The organism is Picosynechococcus sp. PCC 73109 (genome assembly GCF_001521855.1).
Taxonomy (GTDB): Bacteria; Cyanobacteriota; Cyanobacteriia; order Cyanobacteriales; family MRBY01; genus MRBY01.
The window spans coordinates 2,422,463-2,449,188 of the sequence record NZ_CP013998.1 but is presented as its reverse complement, the minus strand read 5'-3'; the positions used below and the strand labels follow the sequence as shown (position 1 = coordinate 2,449,188).

Below are 26,726 nucleotides of genomic sequence, written 5' to 3'. Positions count from 1 at the left end.
GAAAATAGCTCCGAAACGAGATTGCGAGGGGAATTGTTGCGATCGCACGACCGTAACTTCTATGATAACCCAGTCATCAAAACGCAAAGACTTTTGGAGAGATAGGCAATGGAGCTTTTACCCGCCGCGCAACAACGTCTGAAGGATCAAGTAGCCATCGTCACCGGGGCGTCTCGGGGGATCGGTAAAGCCACGGCGATCGCCCTCGCCACAGAAGGTGCAAAGGTGGTGATCAACTACGCCCGTTCCAGTGCCGCCGCCGAGGCATTGGTCGCGGAGATTCAGGCCGCCGGAGGCGAGGCGATCGCCCTCCAAGCCGATGTGTCCCAGGAAGATCAAGTCAACGATCTCGTCGAAAAAACCCTCGCCCAATGGGGCCAGATCGATATCCTTGTCAACAACGCCGGGATTACAAAAGATACCCTACTGATGCGGATGAAGCTCGATGCCTGGCAGGCTGTCATTGACCTCAACCTCACGGGCGTCTTTCTCTGCACTAAAGCCGTCACCAAACCGATGATGAAAAAACGCCAGGGCCGAATCATCAACATCACCTCTGTGGCCGGACTAATGGGGAACCCTGGTCAAGCCAACTACAGTGCCGCCAAAGCCGGGGTGATTGGTTTTACGAAGACTGTCGCTAAGGAACTGGCTAGTCGGAATATCGTGGTTAATGCCGTGGCCCCTGGTTTTATTACCACTGACATGACCGAAGGCCTCGAAGCCGATGAAATTCTCAAGTACATTCCCCTGGGCCGCTATGGTCAACCGGAAGAAATTGCCGGAATGATTCGTTTCCTCGCCGCTGATCCAGCCGCTGCTTACATTACAGGTCAGACTTTTAATGTGGATGGTGGCATGGTGATGCATTAAAGCGATCGCCTATTTCTTTTGCAAGATCCCCCAATGTTCATCCCCTTGCCGACTCGGCACAGAATTTTGAATTGGATCGAGGGCAAGAATCTTAAATTGTGGGGAAAACAACTGAATCACTTCCTGGGGGGTTGTGCCAAAGGGCGGGCCTCCCGTTTTGTTGTGGGTGTAGAAAATGCCGTAGAGTTTGGCCCCTGGTTTAAGGATTGTGGCCGCCAAGGTAACGTAGTCGGGACGTTGCTCTGGGGCGATCGCACAGAAACAGGTATGCTCGAACAGATAATCAAAGTGACTTTTATGACTTTTTTTAAGATCAAAAATATTTTCTTCGAGTAAAGTAAGAGTAACACCATGATCTTGACTTAATGCTTTCGCGGCGGCGATCGCCGCTGGGGCAAAATCAACCCCCGTTACTGAGAACCCCTGTTTTGCTAAAAACACAGCATCATGGCCCTGGCCACAACCTAAAACCCCCCATTCCCCTTGGGGTAATGGTGTTGTCTTTGCGAAAAAATCCTGGAGCGGTGGCGCTGCTTGGCCGAGATCCCAGCGATGTTGAGCCGTTTGATATTTTTCTTCCCAAAAATTTTTTTCTCGAACCATTACCATTGCCCAACCTTAAAGCTTAGTTGCAAAGCACTCATGAGTTTATTTAATCAGTATTACACTAATTTCCAGGGGCTTTCTTATCAAACTTTTCGGATTGATTGCCGTTTAGGGATCAGCAATCCCCCATCATTTCTCGTCTGATTTTCCTTTTTTTTCTGTGCGTCTTATTCCACCCTGCCCATGCAATATAATCCTGCTCTAATTCAAGCCCTCGGCGACATCGTCTATGAACGCTGTTTAACCTCAGGTGCAATGGTTTGGTACGGGGATTTTACGCGGGTTTTGGGGTATTCGGCGGCGGAAATGGGTAATGATTGTCAAACTTGGCTAGAGCGGCTCTATCCGGACGATCAAACGAAAGTTTTGGCCACCCTCGAACAAGCCTTCGCCCAACAGCAAGCCTACGAGTTGGACTATCGGTTTCAGCACCATGACGGTTCCTATGTTTGGATCCAAGACCGGGGAGTGCCCAAGGATATTACTGCGCAAGATTCGGATCAGTTTTGGGTAATTGGGGTGATGCGTGACATTAGCGATCGCAAACAGGTAGAGCTAGATATGCACAATGCCCTGATGCGCGAAAAAGAACTCAATCAACTGAAAACCCGCTTCATTGACATTGCCTCCCATGAATTCCGCACCCCTTTGACCTCGATTTTGGGCTTTACTGAACTCCTCGAACAATACGCCCACAAATTCAACCCAGAAGCACAACGGCGGCATCTACAGCGAATTAAAGGGGCGGCCCAACGGCTCCAAACCCTCGTTGACGATGTCCTTTCGGTCAGTCGCGTCGATGCAGGACAACTCACCCTAGAGCCAGCGCCCGTGCATTTTGAAGGGCTGTGCCAGGACATTATCGAAGAGTTGCAAGTGGTGTTTGGCCATACCCACCCGATCCAGTTTGATTTCGTTCCCCAATACCAAGGCGATCGCCGCCTCTTACCCGTCCTAGACGCCAAGATTATCCGCCACATTCTGTCTAATTTACTCTCGAATGCCCTCAAATACTCTTTTCCCGGTGAAGCCGTCAGCTTGGCAGTTTGTTGTGGCGATCGCCAAATCAGCATCACCATCACTGACCGGGGAATTGGCATTCCCCAAGCCGATTTACCCCATTTATTTGAACCCTTTCACCGGGCTCAAAATGTTGGCAAAATTCCAGGCACAGGCTTAGGACTACACATTGTGAAACGTTACATTGACTTACACAATGGTACGATTATGGTCGCAAGTCTCGTGAATTCTGGCACCACATTCCGCGTTAAAATTCCCTGCTCTTTCGTGAGTAAACCCTGACTGACGCATCAAGTCCCATGAGAAACATCTACTATGGTTGCCTCCTCACTTTCCCCCACCATTCTCGTCATTGAAGACGAAGATTCGATCCGAGAACTAATCGTCACCTTGCTCATTGCCGAAGATTATCAGGTTCTAGAAGCAGAAAATGGGCAGATTGGCGTCGGCCTTGCCATTGAAAATCGTCCAGATCTAATTATTTGCGACATCATGATGCCGGGCATGGACGGTTATGGTGTCTTAGAAGTGCTCCAAGCAGATCCAGAAACCGAAACGATTCCATTCATTTTTTTAACGGCCAAAGGTACGAAAGAAAACATTCGCCAAGGGATGAACTTGGGGGCCGATGATTACCTCACAAAGCCCTTTACCACCTACGAGTTACTTGACGCCATTAAAACACGTTTGCGGAAACATCGCTCCTGGCAGGGGTATTTTCAGCAAAAAAAACAAGCTGGCGATCGCCAACAAATCAACTACGCCGTTACCCACGATCCCATTACCCAGCTTCCCAATCAACTCGCCCTCCGGGATGACCTCAACCGCCTCCTAAAACAGTGGGAACCGTTCGTTCAGCAGCAACTCCAACCCCATGAGTCGTGGCAAATTCCCATTTTCTATCTGAGCGTTGATCGCTTTGAAAAAATCAACGAATTATTTGGCTATCAATTTGGTAATGCTGTCCTCAAACATATCGTGCGCCAGTTAGTGACGGTGGTGGCGGAGGAGGCCTATTTAGCCTGTTTAAATTACACAGATTTTGTGGTGATTTATCCCCCCAATTGTGCAGTGCATGAGGCCGAACTCAATCAAATGGCAGAGCAGATCCTAGAAGCCTTTGGCAGCCCCCTGACGGTCAATGGGCAAAAGATCTTGATCAATTGGTACATCGGGATGATTACCATGCCCTACCGGGAATACAACTTTGATAAGTACCTCAACCAAGCAAAAGAGGCGATGGAGACGGCGCGGCAACGGGGCAGCACGAACTATTATTTCCATTTCCAAGAAGCGCAAATTAATGCCAATCACCAAAATCTACTGCTTGATGCGGATCTCTACGACGCGATCCAAGACAATCAACTGACCCTGTATTACCAACCTAAAATTAGTACGACGACGGGCAAAATTGTTGGTGCAGAAGCGCTCATTCGCTGGTTTCATCCCACCTTAGGTATGGTTTCACCAGCTAAATTTATTCCCCTCGCTGAAAAAAATGGTTTGATCACCAGCATTGGGGAATGGGTGTTTCGGGCCGCCTGTCATCAGGCTCAACAGTGGATGCAAGGGGGAATTATCTATCCTAAAATCGCTGTTAACCTTTCTGGACGACAGTTCTATCAAGCTCAACTGGTCGGAAATCTGGTTGAAATCACCCAGCAGTATGGGATTAATCCGGCCCAAATCGAACTGGAAGTGACTGAAAGTATTTTGATCTCGGATGTGGAGTTGGCGATCGCCCATCTGCAAGCCCTAAAAAACTCCGGTTTTCCCATTGCCATTGATGATTTTGGGACAGGCTACTCCTCCCTGAGTTATCTCCAAAATTTCCCCTTCGATATCCTCAAAATAGACCGCTGCTTTGTCTGCAACGTCGCCCACAACATTACCAACTCCACCATCGTCAAACACATCATCATGATGGCGAAACAACTCGAACTGACCACCGTTGCTGAGGGGGTCGAAACCATGGCTGAATTGGAATTCCTCAAGACGCAACATTGTGACGAGATCCAGGGGTTTTTGTTTAGTCCGCCGGTGCCTGCCGAAAAATTCACAGCCATGCTCCAGACCGACCAAAACTTTTACGAGCCATGTCCTATCTCGCCTAATCCCGCCTAGCTTCCGACCCTGACGCTACGAAAGAACCGGAGTACGATAGGATTAAGCCTATTCCAAACTTTTTTCGTATCAGACATTTATTCACAATGACTGCAGAGCCTAATCCCGCGATCGCCTTTTCCATGGACGACTTTGAGCATGCCCTCACTGAACATGACTACCATTTCGAACAGGGACAAGTGGTCACAGGGAAAATTTTTGAACATCTATCCGATGGCGTCCTCGTGGATATTGGTGGAAAATCACCTGGGTTTTCTCCCCTCCGGGACGCACTCCTGGCAGGTGAAACAGATGCCCATACAGCTCTGCCCGTGGGCGAAACCGTTGAATTTTTGATTGTCCGGGGCCAAAATGCCGAAGGCCAAGTCACCCTGTCCCGCCGCAAATTAGCCGAACAGCGGGTATGGGAAGATCTCGCCCAAGCCGCCGAAGCTGGCAACTCCGTCCAGATGCGGGTCACAGGTAGCAATCGGGGCGGCGTCACTGGCGATGTCCAAGGCCTGCGGGGCTTTATCCCCAACTCCCACCTAGTCGATAAAAATATTGATAATCTGATGGGACAACTCCTGACGGTCAACTTCCTGGAGTTTGACCAAGAGCGTCGCAAATTGGTTCTGTCCCAGCGCTATGCCGCCCAAGCCGAAGTGATGCGTCGCCTGTCGATTGGGGCTTTAGTCAGTGGCACCGTGGTGAACATTAAACCCTACGGCGTTTTCATTGAACTTGATGGCATGACCGGGCTGCTCCACCGCAGTCAAATTAGCGCCAAGCCCGTTGACCAACTCGAAGCCCTTTTTAGTATCGGCCAAACGGTGCGGGTGCTGATCACGGACATCGAAGAAAACAATAATCGCATTTCCCTTTCCCTCCAGGCCCTCGAAAAATTTCCCGGTGAAGTGATTGAACAGTTTGACACAGTACAAACCAATGCCGAGGAACGGGTAGAGGCAGCCCGCAAAAAACTCAATCTGGTTTAAGGCATAAAAAATAAGGGAAAAGTTTCCCTTGTTAACCGGAATCAAAGAATTTGATTATTTGAGGTGGTTTTTTAGACCATCTTTTTTTTGGGCAAATTTTGCCAGCGACTATTCAAAATCCAAGTCCGCATGGAGGGAGCCAGATTCAACGAGGCTAGATTCTAGGTTCATGCGTTGTTCCATCTGGCCGAGGAAATAACCCGTCATCATGGCGGACGCCAGGAGATTTGCTAAATTTTCGCGGTCGGTGGTAATGCTCACTTGAAAATCATCTGGGGGTAAGACACCGATTAAGCCTCTGACATTGTGGGCGATGATATCTTTTATCTCCGAGCTAGCGGACTGGGCCACCCGTGCAAGTACGTCCGGATTTTGCTGTTGCAAGTATTCCATTAAATTGTTTGCGGCTTGTTCGTCAACGTCGGCGGAAAAGAAGTCAGAGTTAAAAATCATTCCTTAGTCCGAAAATATTACTGCTCACCCCCCACTTTAGCTTTTATTTATCAGACTGTACATGGTGGGTAGCCGGAGAGCTTAGGGAGAGCGCTAGGGGCCAATGGTGTAAATCACGAGGGCGATCGCCCCCAAAAATTCCCCAGGGAAGATCACCTGTAAAATAGATTACGCCCACAAACCCTGTTGTATTCATTTCGACGATGACCGTAAGCCCGCCTCGCCAACCCACTGATTTCCGTGTCAAGCTAGTCAACGGCCTTTTAGCGATCCGACCAATCGCCGCCCTGGCGAAAAACCGTGCTAGGGCAATGATGATTCAACGGGCCGAAAAGTTAGGGGTGCCCTGGCGGGAAAATGTGGCGACCTTGCAACAACGGGATTGGCAAGCAGATCTCGCGGCGGTTGAAAATCCAGATTTAGCTTATCCCGAATACTACCTGCGTTCCTTCCATGCCTATGAGTCCGGAAATTTGGGTTGGGAGCCGGCCCTAGAGGTCGAGTCGGCGGCCTATTCTGTCCATTCAACCTTGTTTGGGGAACCGAACGTCCAAGGGGATGCGTTGTTGCGGGACAGTTATCACCAAATTTTGAAATTTAACATTGATATTACCCCTGAAAAAATTGTCGATATTGGTTGCAGTGTGGGCATGAGTACGGAAGCATTGCAGCAGGTTTTCCCCCAAGCGCAATTGACGGGAGTAGATTTGTCGCCCTATTTTCTGGCCGTAGCTAAGTATCGCACTGCAAACCTGGGTGATCGTTTTACCTGGTGCCATGCTCCTGGAGAGGATACCAACCTGCCTGGACAATCGTTTGATTTAGTCTCCTGTTCTTTGATTTTCCATGAGCTTCCCCAAACAGCGGCGATCGCCATTTTCCGGGAAGCGAAACGACTCCTTAAGCCCGGCGGTTACTTCGCGTTGATGGACATGAACCCCCAGGCGGAAGTTTATAAAAAAATGCCCCCCTATATTTTGACGTTGCTCAAAAGTACAGAACCCTATCTGGATCAATATTTCAGCCTCGATGTGGCCGAGGAGTTGCAGCGGGCTGGGTTTGAAGCGCCCTTCATCCAAGAAAATACCGTCCGTCACCGCACGGTTATTGCCAAGGTCAGGGATTAAGCGATGGTGAAACGGGTTGTGATTTTAGGGGCGGGGGTTGTTGGGGCGGCGATCGCCTATGAGTTGAGTCAACTGGATCAGTTCGAGATTACGGTTTTGGACACAGCCCAACCCGCCAGGGGCTCGACGGGGGCTGCCTTGGGGGTGCTGATGGGGATCATCAGTCGCAAAACGAAGGGACGCGCCTGGACATTACGCCGCCGCAGTATGGAACGCTTTCCTGAGCTTTTAAAAGAACTCGCCGTCGCAGGTCAGCCAGTACCCCACAATCCCCACGGCATTTTGCAATTATTGCGGGAACCAGAAGAACTAGAAAAAGGCGATCGCCTCCGGGAATTGCGCCAAGCATCGGGTTGGCAGTTGGCAATCTGGGATCAAGAAATCATCCAACAACATTGTCCCCACCTCCAAGCCAAGGAAGCCGCTGGCGGCATTTTTTCGCCCCAGGATTTTCAGGTGCAGCCCGTCCCCTTCACCGAAGCCCTACTAGCCGTCGCCCAACGGAATGGTGCGCACTGCCACTTTGGCATTTCCCAACCCAGGTTGGAGATCACAGATCAACATTGTCAAAAAATCAGCACAGATCAAAACAGCTATCCTTGCGATTGGCTCATTGTCTCAGCGGGTCTGGGTTCCCTGGAAATTACGAAACATCTAAGCGAAAGCCTGTCCCTGGGGCCAGTGTTGGGGCAAGCTTTTCACCTGCGCGTGCCAAAAAATCTTGAACCGCAAACCCCTTTTCAACCCGTGGTTAGCTTTGAAGATATCCATGTGGTACCCCTGGGCCAAGGGGAATATTGGGTGGGGGCGACGGTGGAATTTCCTTCTGAAACAGGTGGAATCACTCCAGACATCACCCTCGCTGATCAAGTGCTCCAAAAGGCGATCGCCTTCTATCCGCTTTTAAAAAATGCAGAAATTCTCCGGCATTGGTCAGGGAAACGGCCCCGGCCCAACGGTCAAGGTGCTCCCGTTCTCAAAGGGTTAGCGGGTTACGACAATATCCTCCTGGCCACAGGCCACTACCGCAATGGCGTCCTCCTGGCCCCAGCGACGGCCCTAACGATTCGCGATTGGCTCCTGGCCCCAGAAACCATTCCTTTTTAGTTTGTCCCAGTCCCTAATTTTTCTCACGTAAACCATGACGACCTCCGGCACCCTTTATTTGGTGGGCACCCCCATCGGCAATCTCGATGACATGACTTTCCGGGCGATCGCCACCCTCAAAAACGTCGATCTGATCGCCGCCGAAGACACCCGACACACCGGCAAACTTCTCAAGCATTTTCAAATTGCCACCCCCCAAATTAGCTACCACGACCACAACCGTCATCAACGGCAGGCGCAACTCCTCGAAAAATTACGCAGTGGGCTAAATATTGCCCTCGTGAGTGATGCCGGATTACCGGGGATCAGCGATCCGGGCTTTGAATTGGTCGCCAGTGCGATCGATACAGAAATTACGGTGGTGCCCATTCCTGGGGTTAGTGCCGGACTCACGGGCTTAATTGCCTCTGGATTATCACCGGAAAAATTTGTCTTTGAAGGTTTTTTACCCCCGAAAAAGAAGGATCGCCATCAGTTACTAACGGAGTTATCCCAAGAACCCCGCACCCTGATTTTCTACGAAGCGCCCCACCGATTGGTAAAAACCTTAACGGATTTGCTGGAACATTTTGAAGGCGATCGCCCCCTTGTCTGTGCCAGGGAACTGACAAAACTCCATGAAGAATTTTGGCGCGGCCCCCTCGAAACCGCCCTCACCCATTACCAACAGCACAACCCCAAGGGAGAATTCACCTTGATCTTGGCCGGAGCAAGCCCACAAACTGACCACGAGGCACTGACCGATGCTGAAATTTTGGCCCAACTTCAGGCGTTAATGCAACAGGGCATGAGTCGTTCTGGGGCCAGTCGCACCCTCGCCCAACAGCTGAATTTATCCCGCCGCCACATTTACCAACTCAGCACAGAGCTAGAGGGTTAATTCTAGGAAGACGCTTGGGTTTTGGGCTTGTTGTTGTCTGCTTTAGCCTGGTAAGTAAATTCTTCGACAGCACCGGGTTCCCCTAAACGGTGGGGTTGCTGGTTGTTGATGGTGATATAAACGGCCCCTGCATTGCCGGAACGGACGCGCACACTTTCATCGGCGATCCATTGTTTTTGGGTGCCCTTGGCGAGGGTGCCTTCAAAGGCCGTTTGACCATCGATTTCGACGCGCATCCAGGCCATTTCCTGGGCGCGAATATCCACCACCACGGACTCTGGTACATCTGCCCCATTGTTGTTGGAGTCGATCGGGGCGGTGACTGACGGGGATAGTGCTGTGGTCTGGGCTGTGTTACGTTCCTGGCGGGCTGGGGTTGTGCTCTCCAGGAGAGCTGGATCAAGTTGGGGCGTCAGACTGGGGTTTTGGTTACGGACGATGTTGCCCAGGGATTGCACCGTGGCAACAATGATCAACAAATAGGCAAGGTACAGATGACTCGGCCGCAACTGGAAATGGTAAATAAATTGGCTCCAGCGGGGAATGTGCCAACGGTTCTGGGTTTCGGCTTGGGGAAATTCCTGGGCGATCGCCGTTCCATCGAGGCCAAGACATTCCGCATAGCAACGCAGGAGACCTTGGAGATAAACCGGTTCTGGGAGTTGCTCTAGGCGACCCGCTTCAATATTTTCAAGGAGTGCCCGACGAATGTTCGTTTTACGGGACACAAAGGCGAGGGACCAGTCTTTGGCGAGGCGTTGTTGCTGCAACTGGACACCAATTTGGGCGAGGTATTCTTGCTGGGGGATGGGGGAATGGATCGCTGTCTCCTTCATGCTTGGTACTCCCGGACTGGGGCGGATGAATGGAATGGGAAATTAGAATTATATTGGGATCGGAGCTGTTTGATCTCCGCTTTCGTTAGGGGACGGGCTTGGCCCCGTTGCAGATCGCCCAAGTGTAGGTTACCAATGGCGAGACGATGGAGTTTTACCACAGGAAAACCGAGCTGTTCAGCGACCCGACGGATCTGGCGGTTGCGCCCTTCGGTAAGCATGATATCAATACAGGTTTTATCTTGGGTAATGGTTTTGAGATGAATTTGGGTGGGCAAGGTACGGCGATCGCCCAACATTACCCCCTGACGCCACTGGTCGAGGACATGCTCTGGCACTTTCCCCTTGAGCCAAACGCGATAGGTTTTGGGAATGTGGTAGCGGGGGTGGGTCAGGGCCAGGGTGAAATTACCGTCATTGGTCAGCAGCAACGCCCCTGTCGATTGGGCATCGAGGCGGCCGATGGGATGGATTCCCTTTCCCTGTCGGAGCGGAGGCGGCAACAAATCTAAAACCGTCGATCGTCCCTTGGGATCAGCGCAGGTGGAAACCACCCCCTTGGGTTTGTGGATCAGGTAATAGTAATGTCGCGGGCGTTCGGTTGCCTTGAGGGGTTTACCGTCAACACAAAGGCGATCGCCTTCTGGATCGGCTTGATCACCCAATTGAACAGGTTTGCCATTGAGGGTCACCCGTCCAGCGAGAATGAGTTTTTCTGCGCCCCGCCGTGACGCAATGCCCCAACGGGCGAGAATTTTTTGCACCCTTTCAGCCATAGATTATGGAGTGCTGGTTTCTAAAAAGCCAGGAAAATTGCAAGTCATATTTTACAAATCTTAGCAGGTGTTGTTTCCCCGCATAAATACCTAAAATCAAAGGCGGATGTCGAAATTCCTTGACAAAAGTAAGCCAAAGCGTGGGCTGACCTTGATCGTTTACCCACGACATCCGGTGTAATTTCGTCGGCTTAACGACCAATGGTGATGTTCCCCACCCGGATGGGGACGCAGGCGTGGGTCATTTGGGCAATCTGCATCGGTTCGCCTTTGCCGCACATATCGGTGCCGCGCTGTTCTAATTCTGAGGCCGGGGCGATCGCCTCGACTTTATTCCAAAATTCTGTGGTCATGCTCTGGTAGGTGAGATTTTTGACCATGCCTTGAAGCTGGCCATTTTTAATCCGCCAGACGCCATTGCCGCCAAACTGGAAATTCCGCCGTTGCTGGTCAATGGAAAAAGTATCATCCCCGTCGATGAGATAACCATCTTTGGTATCGGCGATCATTGCCGCGAGGGTTGCTGTGCGATCGCCCCCTGGTTTCCCTGGTTCGAGGCCCAAATTCGGAATCCGCACCATGGGGACACTGGCCCAACTATCGGCAAAGGCACAGCCATTACTCTCCGGGCGGCCAAGGCGATGGGCGGTTTCCCGGTCGGTGAGATAATCCGTCAAAATACCATCTTTGACCACGTACCATTCCTGGGCCTTGACTCCTTCGTCATCATAGCCAGTGGTGCTGCGGCCACCGGGTTGGGTGCGGTCGGCCTTGAAATTGACCCAAGGGGCTGCGTATTGCAGTTGATTGAGATGATTTGTTGTGGCGAAGCTCGTCCCGGCAAAATTTGCCTCATAGCCATAGACCCGGTCTAGCTCCGTGGGATGGCCGACAGATTCATGGATCGGCAACCAGAGATGACTCGGCTTGAGGATCAAGGTGGTTTCACCGCTGGGGGCTTCGGGGGCGTGGACTTTCTCAATAGCTTCCTGGGCGACGCGCGCAACATTGTTCCGGAGGGTTTCCGGTTCGATGTGTTCGTAGCCGAGGTTCAAAGGCGATCGCTCGTATTTGCGACCCTGGGCGTCTCCATTGGCCACCGCCGTACAACCCATCCCGGCGCCACTGCGATAGAGCCGTTGTTCAATTAACGACCCTTCCGTCGACGCAAAAATTTTATCTTCTTGGGTAAAGCTCAAATAGGCATAGGCTTTTTTAATCTGGGGATCATGGCCTAAGAACCGATCCGTTAAATCGAGGAGGAGGTCTGTCTTTTCCGTGAGGGATACCGCAAAGGGATCAATTTGAATCGGCGTTTCGTAGCGATCGCGGTAGGCTGGCACTGGCACCAAGCGAATTGGTTCCCGTTGGCTGAGGCGACTGCCTTTAGCAATATCAATGGCCAACTGCACAACGCGCACAATTTCTGCGGTCGTCCGCCGGTGACTCGCGGCAAATCCCCAGGCCCCCTGCCATAGGACTCGCACCCCAAAACCAGCGCTCACATTATCACTGAGGCGTTTGAGGGAACGATCCTGGGCCCAGAGTCGCTGCTTGCGATAGGTACAAAGACGAATTTCGCCGTACTCACAACCCTGGTTTCGGATTAGCTGAATGGCGGCCTGGGCGAGGTCGCTAAACGTCATGTGCTGGGGGTGAGGCACGGCTTGAACCATGGTTTAAAAAAGAATGAGGTTGTTGTGATCTTAATGAATATTTTGGGCGATCGCCTGACCCGCGAGCCAACTGGTCGTCCAAGCACTCTGGAAATTGAAGCCCCCCGTAATCCCATCGATGTCGAGCACTTCCCCGGCGAAAAAGAGGCCAGGACAACGGCGACTTTCGAGGGTTTTGAAGTTCACTTCCTTCAGAGAAACGCCGCCACAGGTGACAAATTCTTCTTTGAAAATGCCTTTCCCTTGGATGTTGTATTGGCCCTGGGTTAATTCTTGGCAGAGGATATTCAATTGTTTTTTCGCCAGATCCGCCCAATTTTGATCAGGACTGATCCCCGCAGCTTGGGTCAAACTTTGCCATAGGCGCTTGGGAAGGTCTACTGGAGCAAGGGTCGTAATTTTCTTTTTGGGATGTTGAGTTTTAAAAGTTTGGATGTCTTGACGGAGGGTTTCTGGATTGATGTCCGGGAGCCAATTCACTGTGAGAAGCATTGTGTAACGGTGTTCGGCTAATGTGCGCGCCCCCCAAGCCGAGAGTTTTAAAACCGCTGGCCCACTCAGGCCCCAATGGGTGATTAGCAGTGGCCCCGTTTGCACGAGTTTTTTCTTGGCATCCAGCTTAATACTCACAATGGCCTTGGGCACACTCACTCCAGCTAGCCCCTGAAGTCGGGGATCATTGATCTGGAAGGTAAATAACGATGGTTGCGGCGGAATAATTTTATGGCCCAAGGTGGCGGCCAATCGATGCCCGGAAGGGTGACTCCCCGTCGCCAACAAAATAAAATCGGCAAAAAGGCGATCGCCCCCCTTGAGATTCACCTGAAATTGTCCTGTTTCATCTTGAATAATGCTTTGCACAACAGCCCCGGTGCGACATTGAATCTTTGCCGTAGTTGCCGCTGCGAGAAAGGCGCGAATAATCGTTTCGGAATCGTCCGTCACCGGGAACATTCGTCCGTCGGCTTCGGTTTTGAGCTTGACCCCTTCGGCCTTGAGCCAAGCAATCATGTCCTGGGGTTGAAACTGACTGAAGGCCCCCCGCAATTCCCGCTGGCCCCTCGGATAGGCCTTGACTAATTCCACGGGATCAAAGCAGTGGTGGGTGACATTACAGCGGCCGCCCCCAGAGATTTTTACTTTACTGAGAAATGTTTTACCCGCTTCGAGGATAATCACCTCTAACTTTGGGTTCGTCCGGGCAGCGGCGATCGCCCCAAAAAAACCCGCCGCACCACCCCCAACGACGATTAATCTTGCCATGGTTTGTTAGTAATTCTTTGTCCACTCCAGCCCATAGAGGATCCCAGAAAGGAGCGTCAGGAGCAACATGATATTGATAATGCCCCCCGGCAGTAGCGTAAAGGGCGGCACCCCAAACCCCCGCAAAATCCAGAGCAATAAAAAGCAGACGAGACAAGTAATAAAGAGGTAGAGAACACCGGAAGAATTGGAGCGATTCACAGGGCGACACACCGGGTCAAATAACGTCTCTAGTTTAACATTTGCCCCTTGGGGCCGCCCAAAACCCGCTATCATAAACAGTTGCAAAAATATCTAGATCAACACCCTCCTATGACCCAGCAATACCGGATCACCCTCCTCCCTGGCGATGGCATTGGCCCCGAGATTTTGGCCGTGGCAGTGGACGTTTTAAAAACCATTGGCCAACAATTTGATCTAGAGTTTGTTTTTACCGAAGCTTTGATGGGGGGCGCGGCCATTGATGCCACCGGGGAACCCCTCCCCCAAGCGACCCTAGATGCTTGTAAAGCCAGCGATGCGGTATTGTTTGCGGCCATTGGTGGCTACAAATGGGATAACCTGCCCCGGGCGCAACGGCCAGAAACGGGTCTATTGGGTTTGCGGGCGGGCCTGGGTCTGTTTGCAAATTTGCGTCCGGCCACGATTTTGCCCCAGCTCATTGATGCCTCTACCCTGAAGCGGGACGTGGTTGAAGGGGTCGATATCATGGTGGTGCGGGAACTTACTGGCGGTATTTATTTCGGGAAGCCCAAAGGCAGCGTCACTTTAGAAACGGGCGAGAAACGGGGCTTTAACACCATGGTCTATGACGAATCGGAAGTGGATCGCATTGCGAAAGTCGCCTTTGACATTGCCCAAAAACGGGGTAAACGTCTCTGTTCTGTGGATAAGGCGAATGTTCTGGATGTGTCGCAACTATGGCGCGATCGCCTCAATTTGATGGCCGAAAATTATCCCGATGTGGAACTGTCCCATCTCTATGTAGATAATGCCGCCATGCAGCTCATCCGCGCCCCCAAGCAGTTTGACACCATCGTCACGGGGAATCTGTTTGGGGATATCCTTTCCGATGCGGCCGCCATGCTTACGGGGAGTATCGGGATGTTGCCCTCGGCTAGTTTGGGGGCGGATGGCCCTGGGGTTTACGAGCCAGTCCATGGGTCTGCGCCAGATATTGCTGGCCAGGATAAGGCGAATCCCTTGGCGATGGTGCTCAGTGCGGCGATGATGTTGCGCTATTCTTTTGACCAACCAGAAGCAGCAGCCAAAATCGAACAAGCGGTACAAACGGTACTCGATCAAGGCTTCCGCACCGGCGATATTATGTCCGAGGGCATGACTCTCCTGGGTTGCAAAGGCATGGGCGAAAAACTCTTGGCGGCCCTCAATGCTTAGATTTTATCCTGGGCGTTGATGCTGAAAAAAATTCGGCGGGCTATTTTTTTGAAAACACTTTTTGGCCATGGGGAACCTGAACTTTTCGAGACGGATTCCCCTACTGTCAAATTCTCCAGACAAAAATACAATAAATGGGTAAGTTCTAGGGTTTCTTTTCGGAGAAGCGATGGGACTTTATCTTAATATTTATTGTTCTGTCCTATGCAACCCACTAACCCAAATCAATTTACCGAAAAAGCCTGGCAGGCGATCGCCCAAACGCCGGATCTTGCCAAACAAAATCAGCAGCAGCAGATCGAATCTGAACATCTGCTACAGGCATTGTTAGAGCAAGACGGCCTCGCGAAAAGTATTTTTACCAAAGCGGAGATTCCCCTCGCTAAATTGCGAGACCGCACAGCGACTTTTATTGCCCAGCAACCGAAAATATCCCAACCGAGCGAATCGGTTTATTTAGGCCGGAGTTTAGACCTCCTTTTAGACCGCGCCGATCAACACCGAAAATCCTTTGGGGATGACTTTATTTCCGTTGAACATTTAATCTTGAGCTATGCCAAAGATGACCGTTTTGGCAAAAATCTCTACAAAGAATTTGACCTCACAGAAAATAAATTAAAGACGATCATTACGCAAATTCGAGGTAATCAAAAGGTGACCGACCAAAACCCGGAAGGGAAATACGAATCCTTAGAAAAATATGGCCGTGATTTAACGAGTCTCGCCCGCAACGGCAAACTAGACCCGGTCATTGGTCGCGATGATGAAATTCGCCGCACGATTCAAATTCTCTCCCGCCGCACGAAAAATAATCCGGTTTTGATCGGGGAACCAGGGGTCGGGAAAACGGCGATCGCCGAAGGATTAGCCCAGCGGATCGTTAACCGCGATGTCCCCGAATCCCTAAAAGACCGCACCCTGATCGCCTTGGATATGGGGTCGCTCATTGCTGGGGCAAAATACCGCGGCGAATTTGAAGAACGCCTCAAAGCTGTTTTAAAGGAAGTCACCGATTCCGAAGGGCAAATTATTCTCTTTATCGACGAAATCCACACCGTTGTCGGCGCTGGAGCGACCCAGGGGGCAATGGATGCCGGGAACCTGCTCAAACCCATGCTCGCCCGGGGGGAACTGCGTTGTATTGGCGCGACGACCCTCGATGAATACCGTAAATACATCGAAAAAGATGCGGCCTTGGAACGGCGCTTCCAGTCGGTGATGGTCAACGAACCCAATGTGGTCGATACCATCTCGATTCTGCGGGGTCTGAAGGAACGCTACGAAGTGCACCACGGGGTCAAAATCGCCGATACAGCCCTCGTTGCTGCCGCGATGCTCTCCAACCGCTACATTAGCGATCGCTTTTTACCGGATAAGGCGATTGATCTGGTGGACGAAGCCGCTGCCAAACTGAAGATGGAGATCACCTCCAAGCCAGAAGAACTGGATGAAATTGACCGGAAAATTCTCCAGTTGGAAATGGAAAAACTCTCCATCCAAAAGGAAAAAGATGAAGTTTCCCTCGAGCGACTCGCCAAGCTGGAAAAAGAATTGGCCAATTTTAAGGAAGAGCAGTCCCAACTCAACGCCCAGTGGCAATCGGAAAAAGAATTTATCGACAAAATTCGCTTTCTTAAGGAGGAAATCGATAAAACCAACCTAGAAATTCAACAGGCCGAACGCAATTATGACCTCAATAAGGCGGCAGAGTTGCGCTACGGAAAGTTGACGAAACTGCAACAGAAAATCAAAGATATCGAGAGTAATCTTGCGGCCCAACAGGTGACCGGAGAATCTCTGCTACGGGAAGAAGTGATCGAGTCGGATATCGCTGAAATCATTTCAAAATGGACAGGTATCCCGATTAGTAAATTAATCGAATCGGAAAAAGAAAAGCTGCTCCACCTCGAAGCAGAACTCCACCGTCGGGTTGTCGGCCAAGAAGAAGCCGTTACCGCCGTTGCCGAAGCGATCCAGCGATCGCGCGCCGGACTCGCCGATCCGAACCGTCCTACGGCTAGCTTTATTTTCCTGGGGCCGACGGGGGTCGGGAAAACGGAACTCGCCAAAGCCCTCGCCCAATTCCTCTTTGATACCGAAGAAGCCCTGGTGCGGATCGATATGTCCGAATATATGGAGAAACACGCCGTCTCCCGTTTAATGGGAGCGCCTCCAGGCTATGTGGGCTATGAAGAAGGGGGCCAGTTAACGGAAGCAATTCGCCGCCGTCCCTACTCGGTGATTCTCTTTGATGAAATTGAAAAGGCCCATGCCGATGTGTTTAATGTGATGCTGCAAATCCTGGATGATGGCCGTTTGACCGATTCCCAGGGGCGGACAGTGGACTTTAAAAACACGGTGATCATCATGACCAGTAATATTGGTTCCCAATTTATCCTCGATATTGCCGGCGATGATGCCCGTTATGAGGAAATGCGCAATCGGGTAATGGAGGCGATGAATGCGAACTTCCGGCCGGAATTTCTCAACCGCATCGATGAACTGATTATTTTCCATGGTCTACAAAAGGATCAACTGCGCTCCATTGTTCAACTTCAGGTGAATCGCCTTGCCGAACGCCTCGCGGAACAGAAGATCAGCATTCAACTCACCCCAGAAGCCTATGATTTCATTGCTGAGGTGGGCTATAACCCGGTCTATGGTGCGAGACCCCTCAAGCGGGCCGTCCAGAAATATGTTGAAACGGCGATCGCCAAAGGGATTCTCAAGGGTGAATTTAAAGCAGGCAGTGCCATTACAGTCGATGTGAAAGATGAACGTTTGACTTTTCGTGTTTAAACGCCTTTGAAATTCATCTTCATCAACAAACCCTGTGTTAGCTTCTAAGCCTCTAACACAGGGTTTTGAGCTTCTAACTATTTATTTGTTTAAACTCAACGCAAGAAAAAGCCTAGCGTGGCATCACATTGATGTTTACCAAGCTCATGGCGTTGCCTTCTGGGTTGGAGACGATCACTTGATTCGTTGCAGGAATAAATTCAATCCCTTCTGGCTCAAACCCAGCCTCTTGATCGGCCCGAACAACATCAGGGTTGAGAACGACAGTATCGAGCAGCTGAACATTTCTGGGGTTGGAAATGTCATGGATTGTGATCGCATCTGAACGCTCGATCGCCACGAATGCCAGGGTACGACCATTTACAACACCAACAGAAACAACCTCAGGTTCCGGGCCTTTGCTGTTACAGCGCTGGGGCAAGCCGAGGGCAATGATGCTTTCTTCGATGGAATTGCCGCTATCTCCCAAAAGTGCACCCGTGGTTGCGTCAAAGACACTAATACTGCGGGTACCATGGGGACTTAAGGGAATTCCTTCGTAGGACTGGTTATTGACATTGGTCAAATTATCTTCATCGGCGGTGACAAAGTAGCGACCATCTAGGGTAATGGCAATGCCATCGGGTTCACGGGCAGAGGTGAATTCTTGTCTGAGGGATCGGTCATAGCTGCCAGAACGACAGCTTCCTTCTCCAACTTTATCTTGAACTAAACCGAAACCCGTACGAATGCCGACATCAAAGTTTTGCACCGAAAAGATATCAGGGGTTAGACGTCTGGGCAAAGGAGAGGGAATTTCAATGCGAGCGACAGCATTATTTTCTTGCAGTGTGGCGACAATAAAAGAGCTATCAGCCGCAATGCGAACCGTCTCAGGCTGTGGGTCGTGGGGGAAAAAGGGAATATTGTCGGGGGGAATGGGCACCTCGACCTGGGTCATGCGATTGGGGCCACGTCGGAGATCAATGATCGAAACGGTTCCAGCGCCGTTTTCTAGGTTCGTCAGATCTTCTTCGTTTTCTTCATCTTCATTGGCGACGGCAGCAAACTGACCATTCGGGGCGATCGCCACGGAGTCTGGGCCGCGACCTACAGTTACGTGCCCAAGGGGTTCTAGATCGGGGAGAGAGAGGGCCACGACCTTGCCTGGCATTTCGTCAAAGGTATCCAGATTTGCGTCATCTGCGTCTTTGACCCCGATGAGTGCGAAGGCCCCGTCTGGGCTAATGGAAACTCCAGTGAGTTCGGCGTCCGCAGAACCTGCGGGCAAAAATTCGTCCGTTAGGGTCCAAGTCCCTTCGACGGTTAAGGCATTATCTTCGATCGCCACTAAGGTCGCTGTTTTTGCGCCGACCACAAGGGCGTGGCGACCATCTTTTGTGACAGCGAGCATTTCTGCGCCGGCGAGATCCGTTAATGTGAAAACAACTTCACCTCGAATAGTTGCGTTTTGGGCGATCGCTTGGGGCGGAAAGATTAGCGTGCCCAATGGAAGGCCGGCAAGAGTTGATAAGAGAGCTAACTTGAAACCAGTTTGTAGCTTGGGCTTCACCATTGATGCCACTAAGCTTTTCACACCACTATTTAAGTTCATTACCTAATATTTATCTGATTAATACCACGACCCCAACGATACAATGGAAAGAGAATTGATTGAATTAAAAAGAAACTAAGCAAAGTTTAATTTTAGATTTTGTAAAGACTATTTTTTGTGATTTTATTATTGTTTTTTAGTCAAATATTTTTTAGCTAAGGTGCAACTAAAAGTAATTAAATCAAGGGGATAATGTCTTAATTAGGCGAAGGAATTAGAGCCATGCTGAAGCATTGTTAACCTTGACCTTCCCGCATGGATCCATGCTGGAGTTGCTTTCCTTTTTCTTTCTCCGGCACAATAGAAGACCGTGCAGTTTAGTCAGGGAAACATAACGATGGCCAGTCAGTGGGAAAATTTTCTAAAAAATCTGGGGAACTGGCGCGGTTCCTTTGGGGGGGTCAATCTAGATGGTGAGATCACCACGGAAGTCCCCTCTATTTTGACCCTATCACTCATCGACGAGAATCGGGATAAGGTGCTGTTTACCCTGCGGCGCTTTGAAAATGGCGGCTATGACAGCGAACCCACCAGCAATATGTCCCAGGAGTTTACCGGATTGGGGCGGCACACGATGTTTTTCGATACGGGCTCTTTCTCGAAAGGTTCCATGTGTCTCTCGTCCATCTCATCGTTCATTGCCGAATATGGATTTATCAAAGGCGATCGCCGGATGCGGATGGTGCAAATGTATGGCGATGCCTTTACCTTCAATAAATTGGTCTTTATCCGAGAATTTCGCGAGGGAAGCAATGCCCAGGAACGACCACCACTGACTGTGGAACAACTTTTGGGTACCTGGGAAGCGGAATACCACGTTTACACCCCCGACCTTGATCCCCCCAAGGTGCACCAGAGCCGCTTAACCCTCAGCAAAGAAGGCGATTATCTCCACCAGACCCTCGAATTAGAACACCAAGCCATCGCCTCCAAAGGACAGATCCAAGGCAACACAATCCGCTTCACGGAAGGCAGTACGCCCCGCAATCTGGTGCTATTACCCGATGGGGCTTCGATGAATGTGCCGCCCCAATTGGCCCAGCGGCAAGCTTTTTTTGTGGAAGCAGGTTGGCTCGTCAGCGACAACGAACGACAACGGATCATGCGCAATTACAATGACCGGGGTGAATGGGTTAGTTCGACGTTGATTTTTGAGCGACGGGTGGCCTAGGCTGCGGTTGGCAGAGAGTTTGGTGTAGTTGATAGCGGTATTCGGCATCGAGAAATTGGTGCTGGAGTTTTGTCCACTGGTGCCAAGTTTGGTGGCGATTATCGTGGAAAATTTGACAGAGGGTAGGCAACTCCTGATCGAACGTTTTACCGAGGGCTTTTTCTAGAAATGCTTGCAGCACTGCATCATCCTGGAGCAAACCGATGAGGGTTTGGACTTTCTTAATCGCCTGGAGCTGATCAGCATAATCTTCGCCATAAAAAGGCGCAAAAATTTCCATGGTGTAGCGCGATCGCTTGGCGGCCTTGCGGAGGTCATGGAGAATTGGGCTGTCGGTCGCAAAAAGTGTTTCTAATTGTTTTTTGGAAAGCTTCTTCGGACTGTAACCGACCCACCAACCGGGATGGAGCAACAGTTCGCTGAGTTGGGGCAATAGTAAATCCGGCAAGATCAGCTGAATATCCACCGAGGCGATCGCCTGATATTGGGGTTGATCTAACCAGGCCTGGGTCGCCCCTTTGAATTCCCCGTAACGGGCTGAGTTGAGAAATTTCCGCACCTTAGTCAGTTGTTTTTGACGACGCTTGGCTAATTTTTTGAGGGCAATTTCGAGAATTGTGACTTCAACGGTCGGCAGTTGGGGCAGATATCGCTCCCGAAAAGTCAGGGTCATCACATCCACATCCCGCAACTTCCCCAAAACCCGACCATAACGGCCCACCTGTTTCGGGGTCAGAGCTTCCGGTAAAACCAGGGCAGGGGCAAACCCCAACAACACACTCCGCAAGCGCCGCATCCCCACCCGCATTTGGTGCAATTCTTCCGGATCACGGTCAGCTAAAACCCCCGCTTCGTGGCTGAGGATTTTTTTGTAATGCTTGGCGATCGCCTTATGTGCCCAATCGCCAAAACTTTGTGTTTGGGGTGGCTGCATCATTTATGCCCAAATCAATCTCACCACCTCGATCTTAAGAGGTGCAATTTTAAAACCCGATTAAGAACACACAAGGCTTAATGATTCTGGGTTGCAGTGTTTTTCCTCCCAGAGCAAATCCCTAGTCCAATGTCTAAAGGAACTGTCGTGCTTCTGTCACCCATTGCTTGACCAACCCCAGGGGCGGCGCCAGATCCTTACGCTGGAGATTCGCCACCTGTAACTTCATAATATTTTGGTGGAGTCGCGAAAAGGATGTTTGGGCAAGCTGATTTACCGATGCCACGCCACTGTGCAATACTAGGCCGCAATATTGTGTGCCAATACTCGGTACTCTCGCCAGATCCGCCAGGGCCACCCATTTCAAAACGTAATTGGGATGAATTTTGAGGCGACGGGCTAACTGTTGTTTTGCCTGGGGTGTGCGAGTAGCTAACAAAAGCTGATGGGTGGTGCGAATCCCTTGGGCGGCGAGTTGGGTCTGTTGTTCTTTGCTCAGACCGGGTAACTCCGCAATCCGCCAATTACAGGAAGCCATAGGAATCCTTGTTAAAATGGAAGCACATGATATCAAGAAAAATTGTCGTTACCCTAAAACTTTAGAAAATTTATGACTGTTGGTATATCTGTCGAAAAAGGAAAGCAAGATACTCCTCCCTTAGAACTCCATTACCTCGGCGACAAAGTGCTACGCCAAAAAGCAAAACGCATCGCCAAAGTAGATGACGAAATCCGCACCCTGGCGAAGGAAATGCTGCAAACCATGTATTCTTCCCAGGGAATCGGTCTGGCTGCGCCCCAAGTCGGTGTTAACAAACGCATCATTGTCATTGATACCGATCCAGAAAATCCGGCCAATGCACCACTGGTTTTAATCAACCCTGAAATTAAAAAAACAGGTAAACAGCTTTGTTCTATGGAAGAAGGTTGCCTGAGCATTCCAGGAGTCTACCTTGGGGTGATCCGCCCGGACGAAATTGAAGTGAGCTATCGGGATGAGCAGGGTAAACCCAAACGTATCAAAGCTTCTGGGCTGTTGTCCCGGGTGATTCAGCATGAAATGGATCACCTCGATGGGGTGATGTTTGTGGATCGCGTCGAAAATGAAATTGCCCTCAGCAGCCAATTAAAACAACGGGGATTTGCCCTGAAATCGGTACAGCGCATCGCCTAAATTTTTTTGGCCTTTTCCATGTTTCAACATGACGGCAACTTAGTACTCTACGACGTTTGTGTGAGGCGATCGCCGTCCAGTGAAATAGACGTTCTGCCCTATGAGGTGGTCGTCTTTTTTATTGCCTAATATTGGGCAAGGTTGCGTTTTGTATCAAACAACGAAAAATTTACGTTTCGTTAACAAATGCCTGGGGTAGTCCAGAAGGATCGTTGCCACAAACATTGTTTTGAATCTCAGATTTTACAAAAGACAGAAGCTGGCTTTCGTCTATGGAAGGCGATTCACCTACTGCGGGGATTGTGTGGGGGCATCAAATTTGGCGATCGCCTTTTTGGACAGACCCCGCATTTATACTCAGGTTTATTTGTAAATCCATTTTTTGTTTATTGTCTTTATTTATATAAATCAAAGACATAAATAATGTCTAAAAAGTTTTTATCGTAGTTTTGAGTGATTTTTAGACTTTTAAGGGTTTTAAAAAAACTCTAAGTCTCTTTAGGTCTGTTTGAACGCTAAATCCCAAACCGTTGCACCTTTCCATTCCCCCAAGGATTGCCAATAATGCAGCTAACGGAATTTTTTAGGAGCACGCAATCCCATGACAATGACCCTCGCGGTTTACGGCAAAGGTGGCATCGGCAAATCTACCACCAGTTGTAATATTTCCGTCGCCCTCGCCAAACGCGGTAAAAAGGTTCTCCAAATTGGCTGTGACCCCAAGCATGACAGCACCTTCACTTTGACGGGCTTTTTGATCCCGACGATCATCGATACTCTCCAGGAAAAAGATTTTCACTACGAAGACATTTGGCCGGAGGATGTTATTTACAAAGGCTATGGCGGTGTCGATTGTGTGGAAGCAGGTGGGCCGCCGGCTGGGGCTGGCTGCGGCGGTTATGTGGTCGGGGAAACGGTCAAACTCCTCAAAGAACTCAATGCCTTCGATGAATACGATGTGATTCTGTTTGATGTGTTGGGAGACGTAGTTTGTGGGGGCTTTGCGGCACCACTCAATTACGCAGACTACTGTTTGATCGTGACGGACAATGGCTTTGATGCGTTGTTTGCGGCGAATCGCATTGCGGCTTCTGTGCGAGAAAAAGCGCGGACGCACCCCCTCCGACTGGCTGGTTTAATTGGGAACCGCACCTCGAAGCGGGATTTGATCGAAAAATATGTAAGCCATGTGCCGATGCCTGTGCTGGAAGTGTTGCCCCTCATCGAAGATATCCGGGTGTCGCGGGTGAAGGGAAAGACCCTCTTTGAGATGGCAGAAGGGGACTCGATGTTGGATTATGTCTGTGATTTTTATCTCAATATTGCTGATCAAGTCTTAGCGGCTCCAGAGGGAGTTGTGCCCAGCGAAGCTTCGGATCGGGAATTGTTTAGTTTGCTCTCGGATTATTATCTCAATCCGCCCGTCGAAAAGACCCAAGAGGATGAGCTGGATCTGATGATGGTCTAGGCCAGAGGATGCTGGGCTTGGTCTCGAAATCGCTGATCCGGCAATCGCTCACCTGGATCGTCCTCATGGGTTAAATTTTGCTTCAAAATAGAGGCGATCGCCCTAAACGGCACTAATGATCAAAAAAGGCGATCGCCAATGTCAAACAACCCTTGCAGTTGATTTACGAGGAGAGTAAATATTGTGAGCTTTTTCGAGCAAATTAAACCCAGCATCAAAACCAAATGGCTAGATTACTTTGAAAATAACCAAGACTGGCTAAATATCCTGATGGATCGTGGCGAATCTGTAGCGACCCCCGACGGTGGCCGTCGTCCCCAAGGTTCTGTGGTTCTCGGTGCCATCAGCGCCAAGGAACCCCGCCTCGCCGAAAGTCTTTATCTGTTTTCTTTAGTTGAAGCGAATTTTGACACGATTGTTGATGTTTTAGGGCTAAACTTTGACCCACTCTTGGAACTCCGAAACCTAGAGGAAAAAGGAGCGGCAGCAAAACCAATGATTACGCCTCCTACTCCTGCTCAGATTTCAATGCCAACCGAGTAGTCAAATAGTTTACATAATCCCCCTGAAATATGGGGGATCTAAAATAAATCATCCACATTCCCATCAATTATGAATATCACTAAAGATTTTACAGATTTAAAGAAAGAACTTAAAGAAAAATGGCTGGTTTACTGTGAGCGTAACGAAACTTGGATTTTCAATTTAATGGATTCTCATCGTCTCTGGGTTAAAACCCAAGAAAACATCGAGGAAGATTTAAAAAGCTTCATTGATGCAAATTGGCAGACTTCCCGACCGAATTCTGATTTTATGATTGGAGTTGTTTCGATACTTTCTCCTCAGATATGTGAATTTATTGAAGTGATTATGACAGCTACAACTGATCGAACTTCAATCATCAAATCATTAGATTTAGACTTTGATCCTTTTTTAGAGATTGAAAGAAGAAAATTTAGTCAAAATCAACAAGCAACTTTAATACCTGCTTCTTCTGAATTAGACGACATTCGTGAACAAATTAAACAAAATAGTGGAGAAACAACATGACCGTTGCTCAAGAAACCCCGAACTTAACCTTTGATTGCGAAACAGGCAATTACCACACCTTTTGTCCGATCAGTTGTGTCGCTTGGCTTTATCAGAAAATTGAAGATAGCTTTTTCCTAGTCATCGGTACCAAAACCTGCGGCTATTTCTTACAAAATGCCATGGGCGTAATGATCTTCGCCGAACCCCGCTACGCCATGGCTGAACTCGAAGAAAGCGATATTTCTGCCCAACTCAACGATTACGACGAACTCAAACGGCTCTGTCTGCAAATTAAACGCGATCGCAATCCCAGCGTGATTGTCTTTATCGGTACCTGCACCACCGAGATTATCAAAATGGATCTCGAAGGCTTTTCGCCGCGCCTCGAAGAAGAAATCGGCATTCCCATCGTAGTCGCCCGTGCCAATGGCCTAGATTATGCTTTCACCCAAGGCGAAGATACTGTCCTCGCAGCAATGGCGAATCGTTGTCCCAGCGAACCCCCGGCCCCAGCAAAAGAAAAAGAAGAAGATGCCGCTGCCGCCACTCGCTTCCAAAAACTTTTGAATTTGGGCCTCAAGAAAAAAGAAGACGCGCCCTCTGTGGCCACAGAACAAAAAGAGCATCATCCCTTAATTTTGTTTGGCTCTTTACCCGATCCCGTGGCGGCAAACCTAGAACACGAACTGAAGAAGCAGGGCGTTAAAGTTTCGGGCTGGCTCCCCACCAAGCTCTATACAGAATTACCCGTTGTGCAAGAAGGCTATTACGTGGCGGGAGTGAATCCATTTCTCAGCCGCACTGCCACTACCCTGATGCGTCGCCGCAAATGTAAGCTCGTTGGTGCTCCTTTCCCCATTGGCCCCGACGGCACCAGAGCCTGGGTTGAAAAAATCTGCTCCGTGCTGGACATCGAACCCCAGGGCTTGGCAGAACGGGAAGCACAAATCTGGGAGAGTTTAGAAGACTATCTACAACTCATTCGCGGCAAATCGGTCTTTTTTATGGGGGACAACTTACTGGAAATTTCCCTCGCCCGATTCCTGATCCGCTGTGGCATGACCGTCGCTGAAATTGGCATTCCCTACATGGACAAGCGTTACCAAAAAGCAGAACTGGATTTCCTCGCCCGCACCTGCCAAGAAATGGGAACGCCGATCCCCAAAATTGTCGAAAAACCCGACAATTACAACCAAATTCAACGGATTAACGCCCTGCAACCGGACTTGGTGATTACGGGCATGGCCCATGCGAATCCTTTGGAAGCGCGCGGGATCAATACGAAGTGGTCAGTGGAATTTACCTTTGCCCAGATTCACGGCTTTACCAATGCGCGGGATATTCTTGAACTGGTCACGCGCCCCCTACGCCGCAATACAAACCTCAAGGATTTGGGCTGGGATAAGTTAGTCCGCGAAGAAGTGCTCACCTGAATAAC

Annotated in this window: 26 protein-coding genes; 15 read left to right on the top strand and 11 right to left on the bottom strand. The window is 50.0% G+C overall.

Annotated features, from left to right (window positions below):
* Nucleotides 1–108: 108 nt before the first annotated feature.
* A complete protein-coding gene (gene fabG / locus AWQ23_RS11790; protein ID WP_062435691.1) occupies nt 109–873 on the top strand; it encodes a 3-oxoacyl-[acyl-carrier-protein] reductase in 765 nt (254 codons plus the stop codon).
* Between the two features lie 9 nt (nt 874–882).
* On the opposite strand, the gene AWQ23_RS11785 is transcribed toward fabG, so the two are convergent.
* The gene (locus tag AWQ23_RS11785; RefSeq protein WP_232308904.1) at nt 883–1,476 is read right to left on the bottom strand and encodes a methyltransferase domain-containing protein; all 594 of its coding nucleotides are present in this window, start codon (nt 1,474–1,476) and stop codon (nt 883–885) included.
* Between the two features lie 186 nt (nt 1,477–1,662).
* Between AWQ23_RS11785 and AWQ23_RS11780 the strand changes: the two genes are divergently transcribed.
* The 3 genes from AWQ23_RS11780 (at nt 1,663) to AWQ23_RS11770 (ending at nt 5,600) form a co-directional block, all read left to right on the top strand.
* Nucleotides 1,663–2,781 carry a HAMP domain-containing sensor histidine kinase gene (locus tag AWQ23_RS11780; protein ID WP_062435686.1) on the top strand — a complete coding sequence of 373 codons (1,119 nt, stop codon included), beginning with the start codon at nt 1,663–1,665 and terminating at the stop codon, nt 2,779–2,781.
* A gap of 33 nt (nt 2,782–2,814) precedes the next feature.
* Entirely contained in the window at nt 2,815–4,623 is a 1,809-nt protein-coding gene (locus AWQ23_RS11775) for a bifunctional diguanylate cyclase/phosphodiesterase (protein WP_062435683.1), read from the top strand.
* Between the two features lie 86 nt (nt 4,624–4,709).
* Nucleotides 4,710–5,600, top strand: coding sequence for a S1 RNA-binding domain-containing protein (locus tag AWQ23_RS11770; protein WP_062435681.1), 891 nt, complete (start codon nt 4,710–4,712; stop codon nt 5,598–5,600).
* 108 nt (nt 5,601–5,708) lie between these two features.
* Here the strand turns inward: AWQ23_RS11770 and AWQ23_RS11765 are convergent, their stop codons facing one another.
* The gene (locus AWQ23_RS11765; protein WP_062435678.1) at nt 5,709–6,053 is read right to left on the bottom strand and encodes a DUF760 domain-containing protein; all 345 of its coding nucleotides are present in this window, start codon (nt 6,051–6,053) and stop codon (nt 5,709–5,711) included.
* Nucleotides 6,054–6,096: 43 nt separating this feature from the next.
* Nucleotides 6,097–6,249: a hypothetical protein gene (locus AWQ23_RS16030; RefSeq protein ID WP_157072227.1), complete on the bottom strand. Its 153-nt coding sequence runs from the start codon at nt 6,247–6,249 to the stop codon at nt 6,097–6,099.
* 7 nt (nt 6,250–6,256) lie between these two features.
* Here AWQ23_RS16030 and AWQ23_RS11760 point away from each other — a divergent pair, with 7 nt between their 5' ends.
* From AWQ23_RS11760 to rsmI, 3 genes are read left to right on the top strand one after another with little or no spacing between them, the layout of a single operon-like run.
* A complete protein-coding gene (locus AWQ23_RS11760; protein ID WP_062435675.1) occupies nt 6,257–7,180 on the top strand; it encodes a class I SAM-dependent methyltransferase in 924 nt (307 codons plus the stop codon).
* A 3-nt stretch (nt 7,181–7,183) separates the two neighbouring features.
* Nucleotides 7,184–8,287, top strand: coding sequence for an FAD-binding oxidoreductase (locus tag AWQ23_RS11755; RefSeq protein WP_083500714.1), 1,104 nt, complete (start codon nt 7,184–7,186; stop codon nt 8,285–8,287).
* Between the two features lie 34 nt (nt 8,288–8,321).
* Nucleotides 8,322–9,167 (top strand): 16S rRNA (cytidine(1402)-2'-O)-methyltransferase, encoded by an 846-nt coding sequence (gene rsmI, locus AWQ23_RS11750; RefSeq protein ID WP_012307955.1) that lies wholly within the window; start codon nt 8,322–8,324, stop codon nt 9,165–9,167.
* A gap of 2 nt (nt 9,168–9,169) precedes the next feature.
* Here rsmI and AWQ23_RS11745 read toward each other — a convergent pair whose 3' ends face one another.
* The 5 genes from AWQ23_RS11745 to AWQ23_RS11725 all read right to left on the bottom strand — a co-directional run bounded on the left by AWQ23_RS11745 (nt 9,170) and on the right by AWQ23_RS11725 (nt 13,994).
* Nucleotides 9,170–10,003: a RodZ domain-containing protein gene (locus tag AWQ23_RS11745; RefSeq protein ID WP_045441842.1), complete on the bottom strand. Its 834-nt coding sequence runs from the start codon at nt 10,001–10,003 to the stop codon at nt 9,170–9,172.
* Nucleotides 10,000–10,779: a pseudouridine synthase gene (locus AWQ23_RS11740; protein WP_012307953.1), complete on the bottom strand. Its 780-nt coding sequence runs from the start codon at nt 10,777–10,779 to the stop codon at nt 10,000–10,002. Before AWQ23_RS11740 ends, AWQ23_RS11745 begins: the two co-directional genes overlap by 4 nt.
* A 191-nt stretch (nt 10,780–10,970) precedes the next feature.
* Nucleotides 10,971–12,455 carry a TldD/PmbA family protein gene (locus AWQ23_RS11735; protein ID WP_062435672.1) on the bottom strand — a complete coding sequence of 495 codons (1,485 nt, stop codon included), beginning with the start codon at nt 12,453–12,455 and terminating at the stop codon, nt 10,971–10,973.
* Nucleotides 12,456–12,485: 30 nt separating this feature from the next.
* Nucleotides 12,486–13,718, bottom strand: coding sequence for an NAD(P)/FAD-dependent oxidoreductase (locus AWQ23_RS11730; protein ID WP_062435669.1), 1,233 nt, complete (start codon nt 13,716–13,718; stop codon nt 12,486–12,488).
* 6 nt (nt 13,719–13,724) lie between these two features.
* Complete coding sequence (locus AWQ23_RS11725) at nt 13,725–13,994, bottom strand: hypothetical protein (RefSeq protein ID WP_198158652.1); 270 nt, start codon at nt 13,992–13,994, stop codon at nt 13,725–13,727.
* Between the two features lie 36 nt (nt 13,995–14,030).
* Between AWQ23_RS11725 and leuB the strand changes: the two genes are divergently transcribed.
* Together leuB and clpB are read left to right on the top strand one after the other, a co-directional pair.
* Nucleotides 14,031–15,116, top strand: coding sequence for a 3-isopropylmalate dehydrogenase (gene leuB, locus AWQ23_RS11720; protein ID WP_012307950.1), 1,086 nt, complete (start codon nt 14,031–14,033; stop codon nt 15,114–15,116).
* 204 nt (nt 15,117–15,320) lie between these two features.
* Nucleotides 15,321–17,915 (top strand): ATP-dependent chaperone ClpB, encoded by a 2,595-nt coding sequence (gene clpB, locus AWQ23_RS11715; protein WP_062435666.1) that lies wholly within the window; start codon nt 15,321–15,323, stop codon nt 17,913–17,915.
* A gap of 112 nt (nt 17,916–18,027) precedes the next feature.
* On the opposite strand, the gene AWQ23_RS11710 is transcribed toward clpB, so the two are convergent.
* Nucleotides 18,028–19,404 carry a choice-of-anchor I domain-containing protein gene (locus tag AWQ23_RS11710; RefSeq protein ID WP_157072226.1) on the bottom strand — a complete coding sequence of 459 codons (1,377 nt, stop codon included), beginning with the start codon at nt 19,402–19,404 and terminating at the stop codon, nt 18,028–18,030.
* A gap of 442 nt (nt 19,405–19,846) precedes the next feature.
* On the opposite strand from AWQ23_RS11710, the gene AWQ23_RS11705 reads away from it, so the two are divergent.
* On the top strand, nt 19,847–20,680 hold the full coding sequence (locus tag AWQ23_RS11705) for a DUF3598 family protein (protein WP_062435660.1): 834 nt from the start codon (nt 19,847–19,849) through the stop codon (nt 20,678–20,680).
* Here the strand turns inward: AWQ23_RS11705 and AWQ23_RS11700 are convergent.
* Both AWQ23_RS11700 and AWQ23_RS11695 read right to left on the bottom strand, forming a co-directional pair.
* Entirely contained in the window at nt 20,643–21,617 is a 975-nt protein-coding gene (locus AWQ23_RS11700; protein ID WP_071884929.1) for a CHAD domain-containing protein, read from the bottom strand. The genes AWQ23_RS11705 and AWQ23_RS11700 overlap by 38 nt on opposite strands.
* 130 nt (nt 21,618–21,747) lie before the next feature.
* The gene (locus AWQ23_RS11695) at nt 21,748–22,152 is read right to left on the bottom strand and encodes a DUF4332 domain-containing protein (protein ID WP_030006849.1); all 405 of its coding nucleotides are present in this window, start codon (nt 22,150–22,152) and stop codon (nt 21,748–21,750) included.
* Nucleotides 22,153–22,224: 72 nt separating this feature from the next.
* Between AWQ23_RS11695 and def the strand changes: the two genes are divergently transcribed.
* From def to AWQ23_RS11670, 5 genes are all read left to right on the top strand, one after another.
* A complete protein-coding gene (gene def, locus AWQ23_RS11690; RefSeq protein ID WP_062435641.1) occupies nt 22,225–22,788 on the top strand; it encodes a peptide deformylase in 564 nt (187 codons plus the stop codon).
* Between the two features lie 601 nt (nt 22,789–23,389).
* Nucleotides 23,390–24,256, top strand: a complete 867-nt coding sequence (bchL, locus tag AWQ23_RS11685; RefSeq protein WP_012307943.1) for a ferredoxin:protochlorophyllide reductase (ATP-dependent) iron-sulfur ATP-binding protein — start codon at nt 23,390–23,392, stop codon at nt 24,254–24,256.
* A 183-nt stretch (nt 24,257–24,439) separates the two neighbouring features.
* Nucleotides 24,440–24,799 (top strand): DUF5331 domain-containing protein, encoded by a 360-nt coding sequence (locus tag AWQ23_RS11680; RefSeq protein WP_062435638.1) that lies wholly within the window; start codon nt 24,440–24,442, stop codon nt 24,797–24,799.
* A 69-nt stretch (nt 24,800–24,868) separates the two neighbouring features.
* A complete protein-coding gene (locus tag AWQ23_RS11675) occupies nt 24,869–25,306 on the top strand; it encodes a DUF5331 domain-containing protein (RefSeq protein WP_062435634.1) in 438 nt (145 codons plus the stop codon).
* Nucleotides 25,303–26,721: a ferredoxin:protochlorophyllide reductase (ATP-dependent) subunit N gene (locus AWQ23_RS11670; RefSeq protein ID WP_062435628.1), complete on the top strand. Its 1,419-nt coding sequence runs from the start codon at nt 25,303–25,305 to the stop codon at nt 26,719–26,721. Before AWQ23_RS11675 ends, AWQ23_RS11670 begins: the two co-directional genes overlap by 4 nt.
* Nucleotides 26,722–26,726 lie beyond the last annotated feature (5 nt).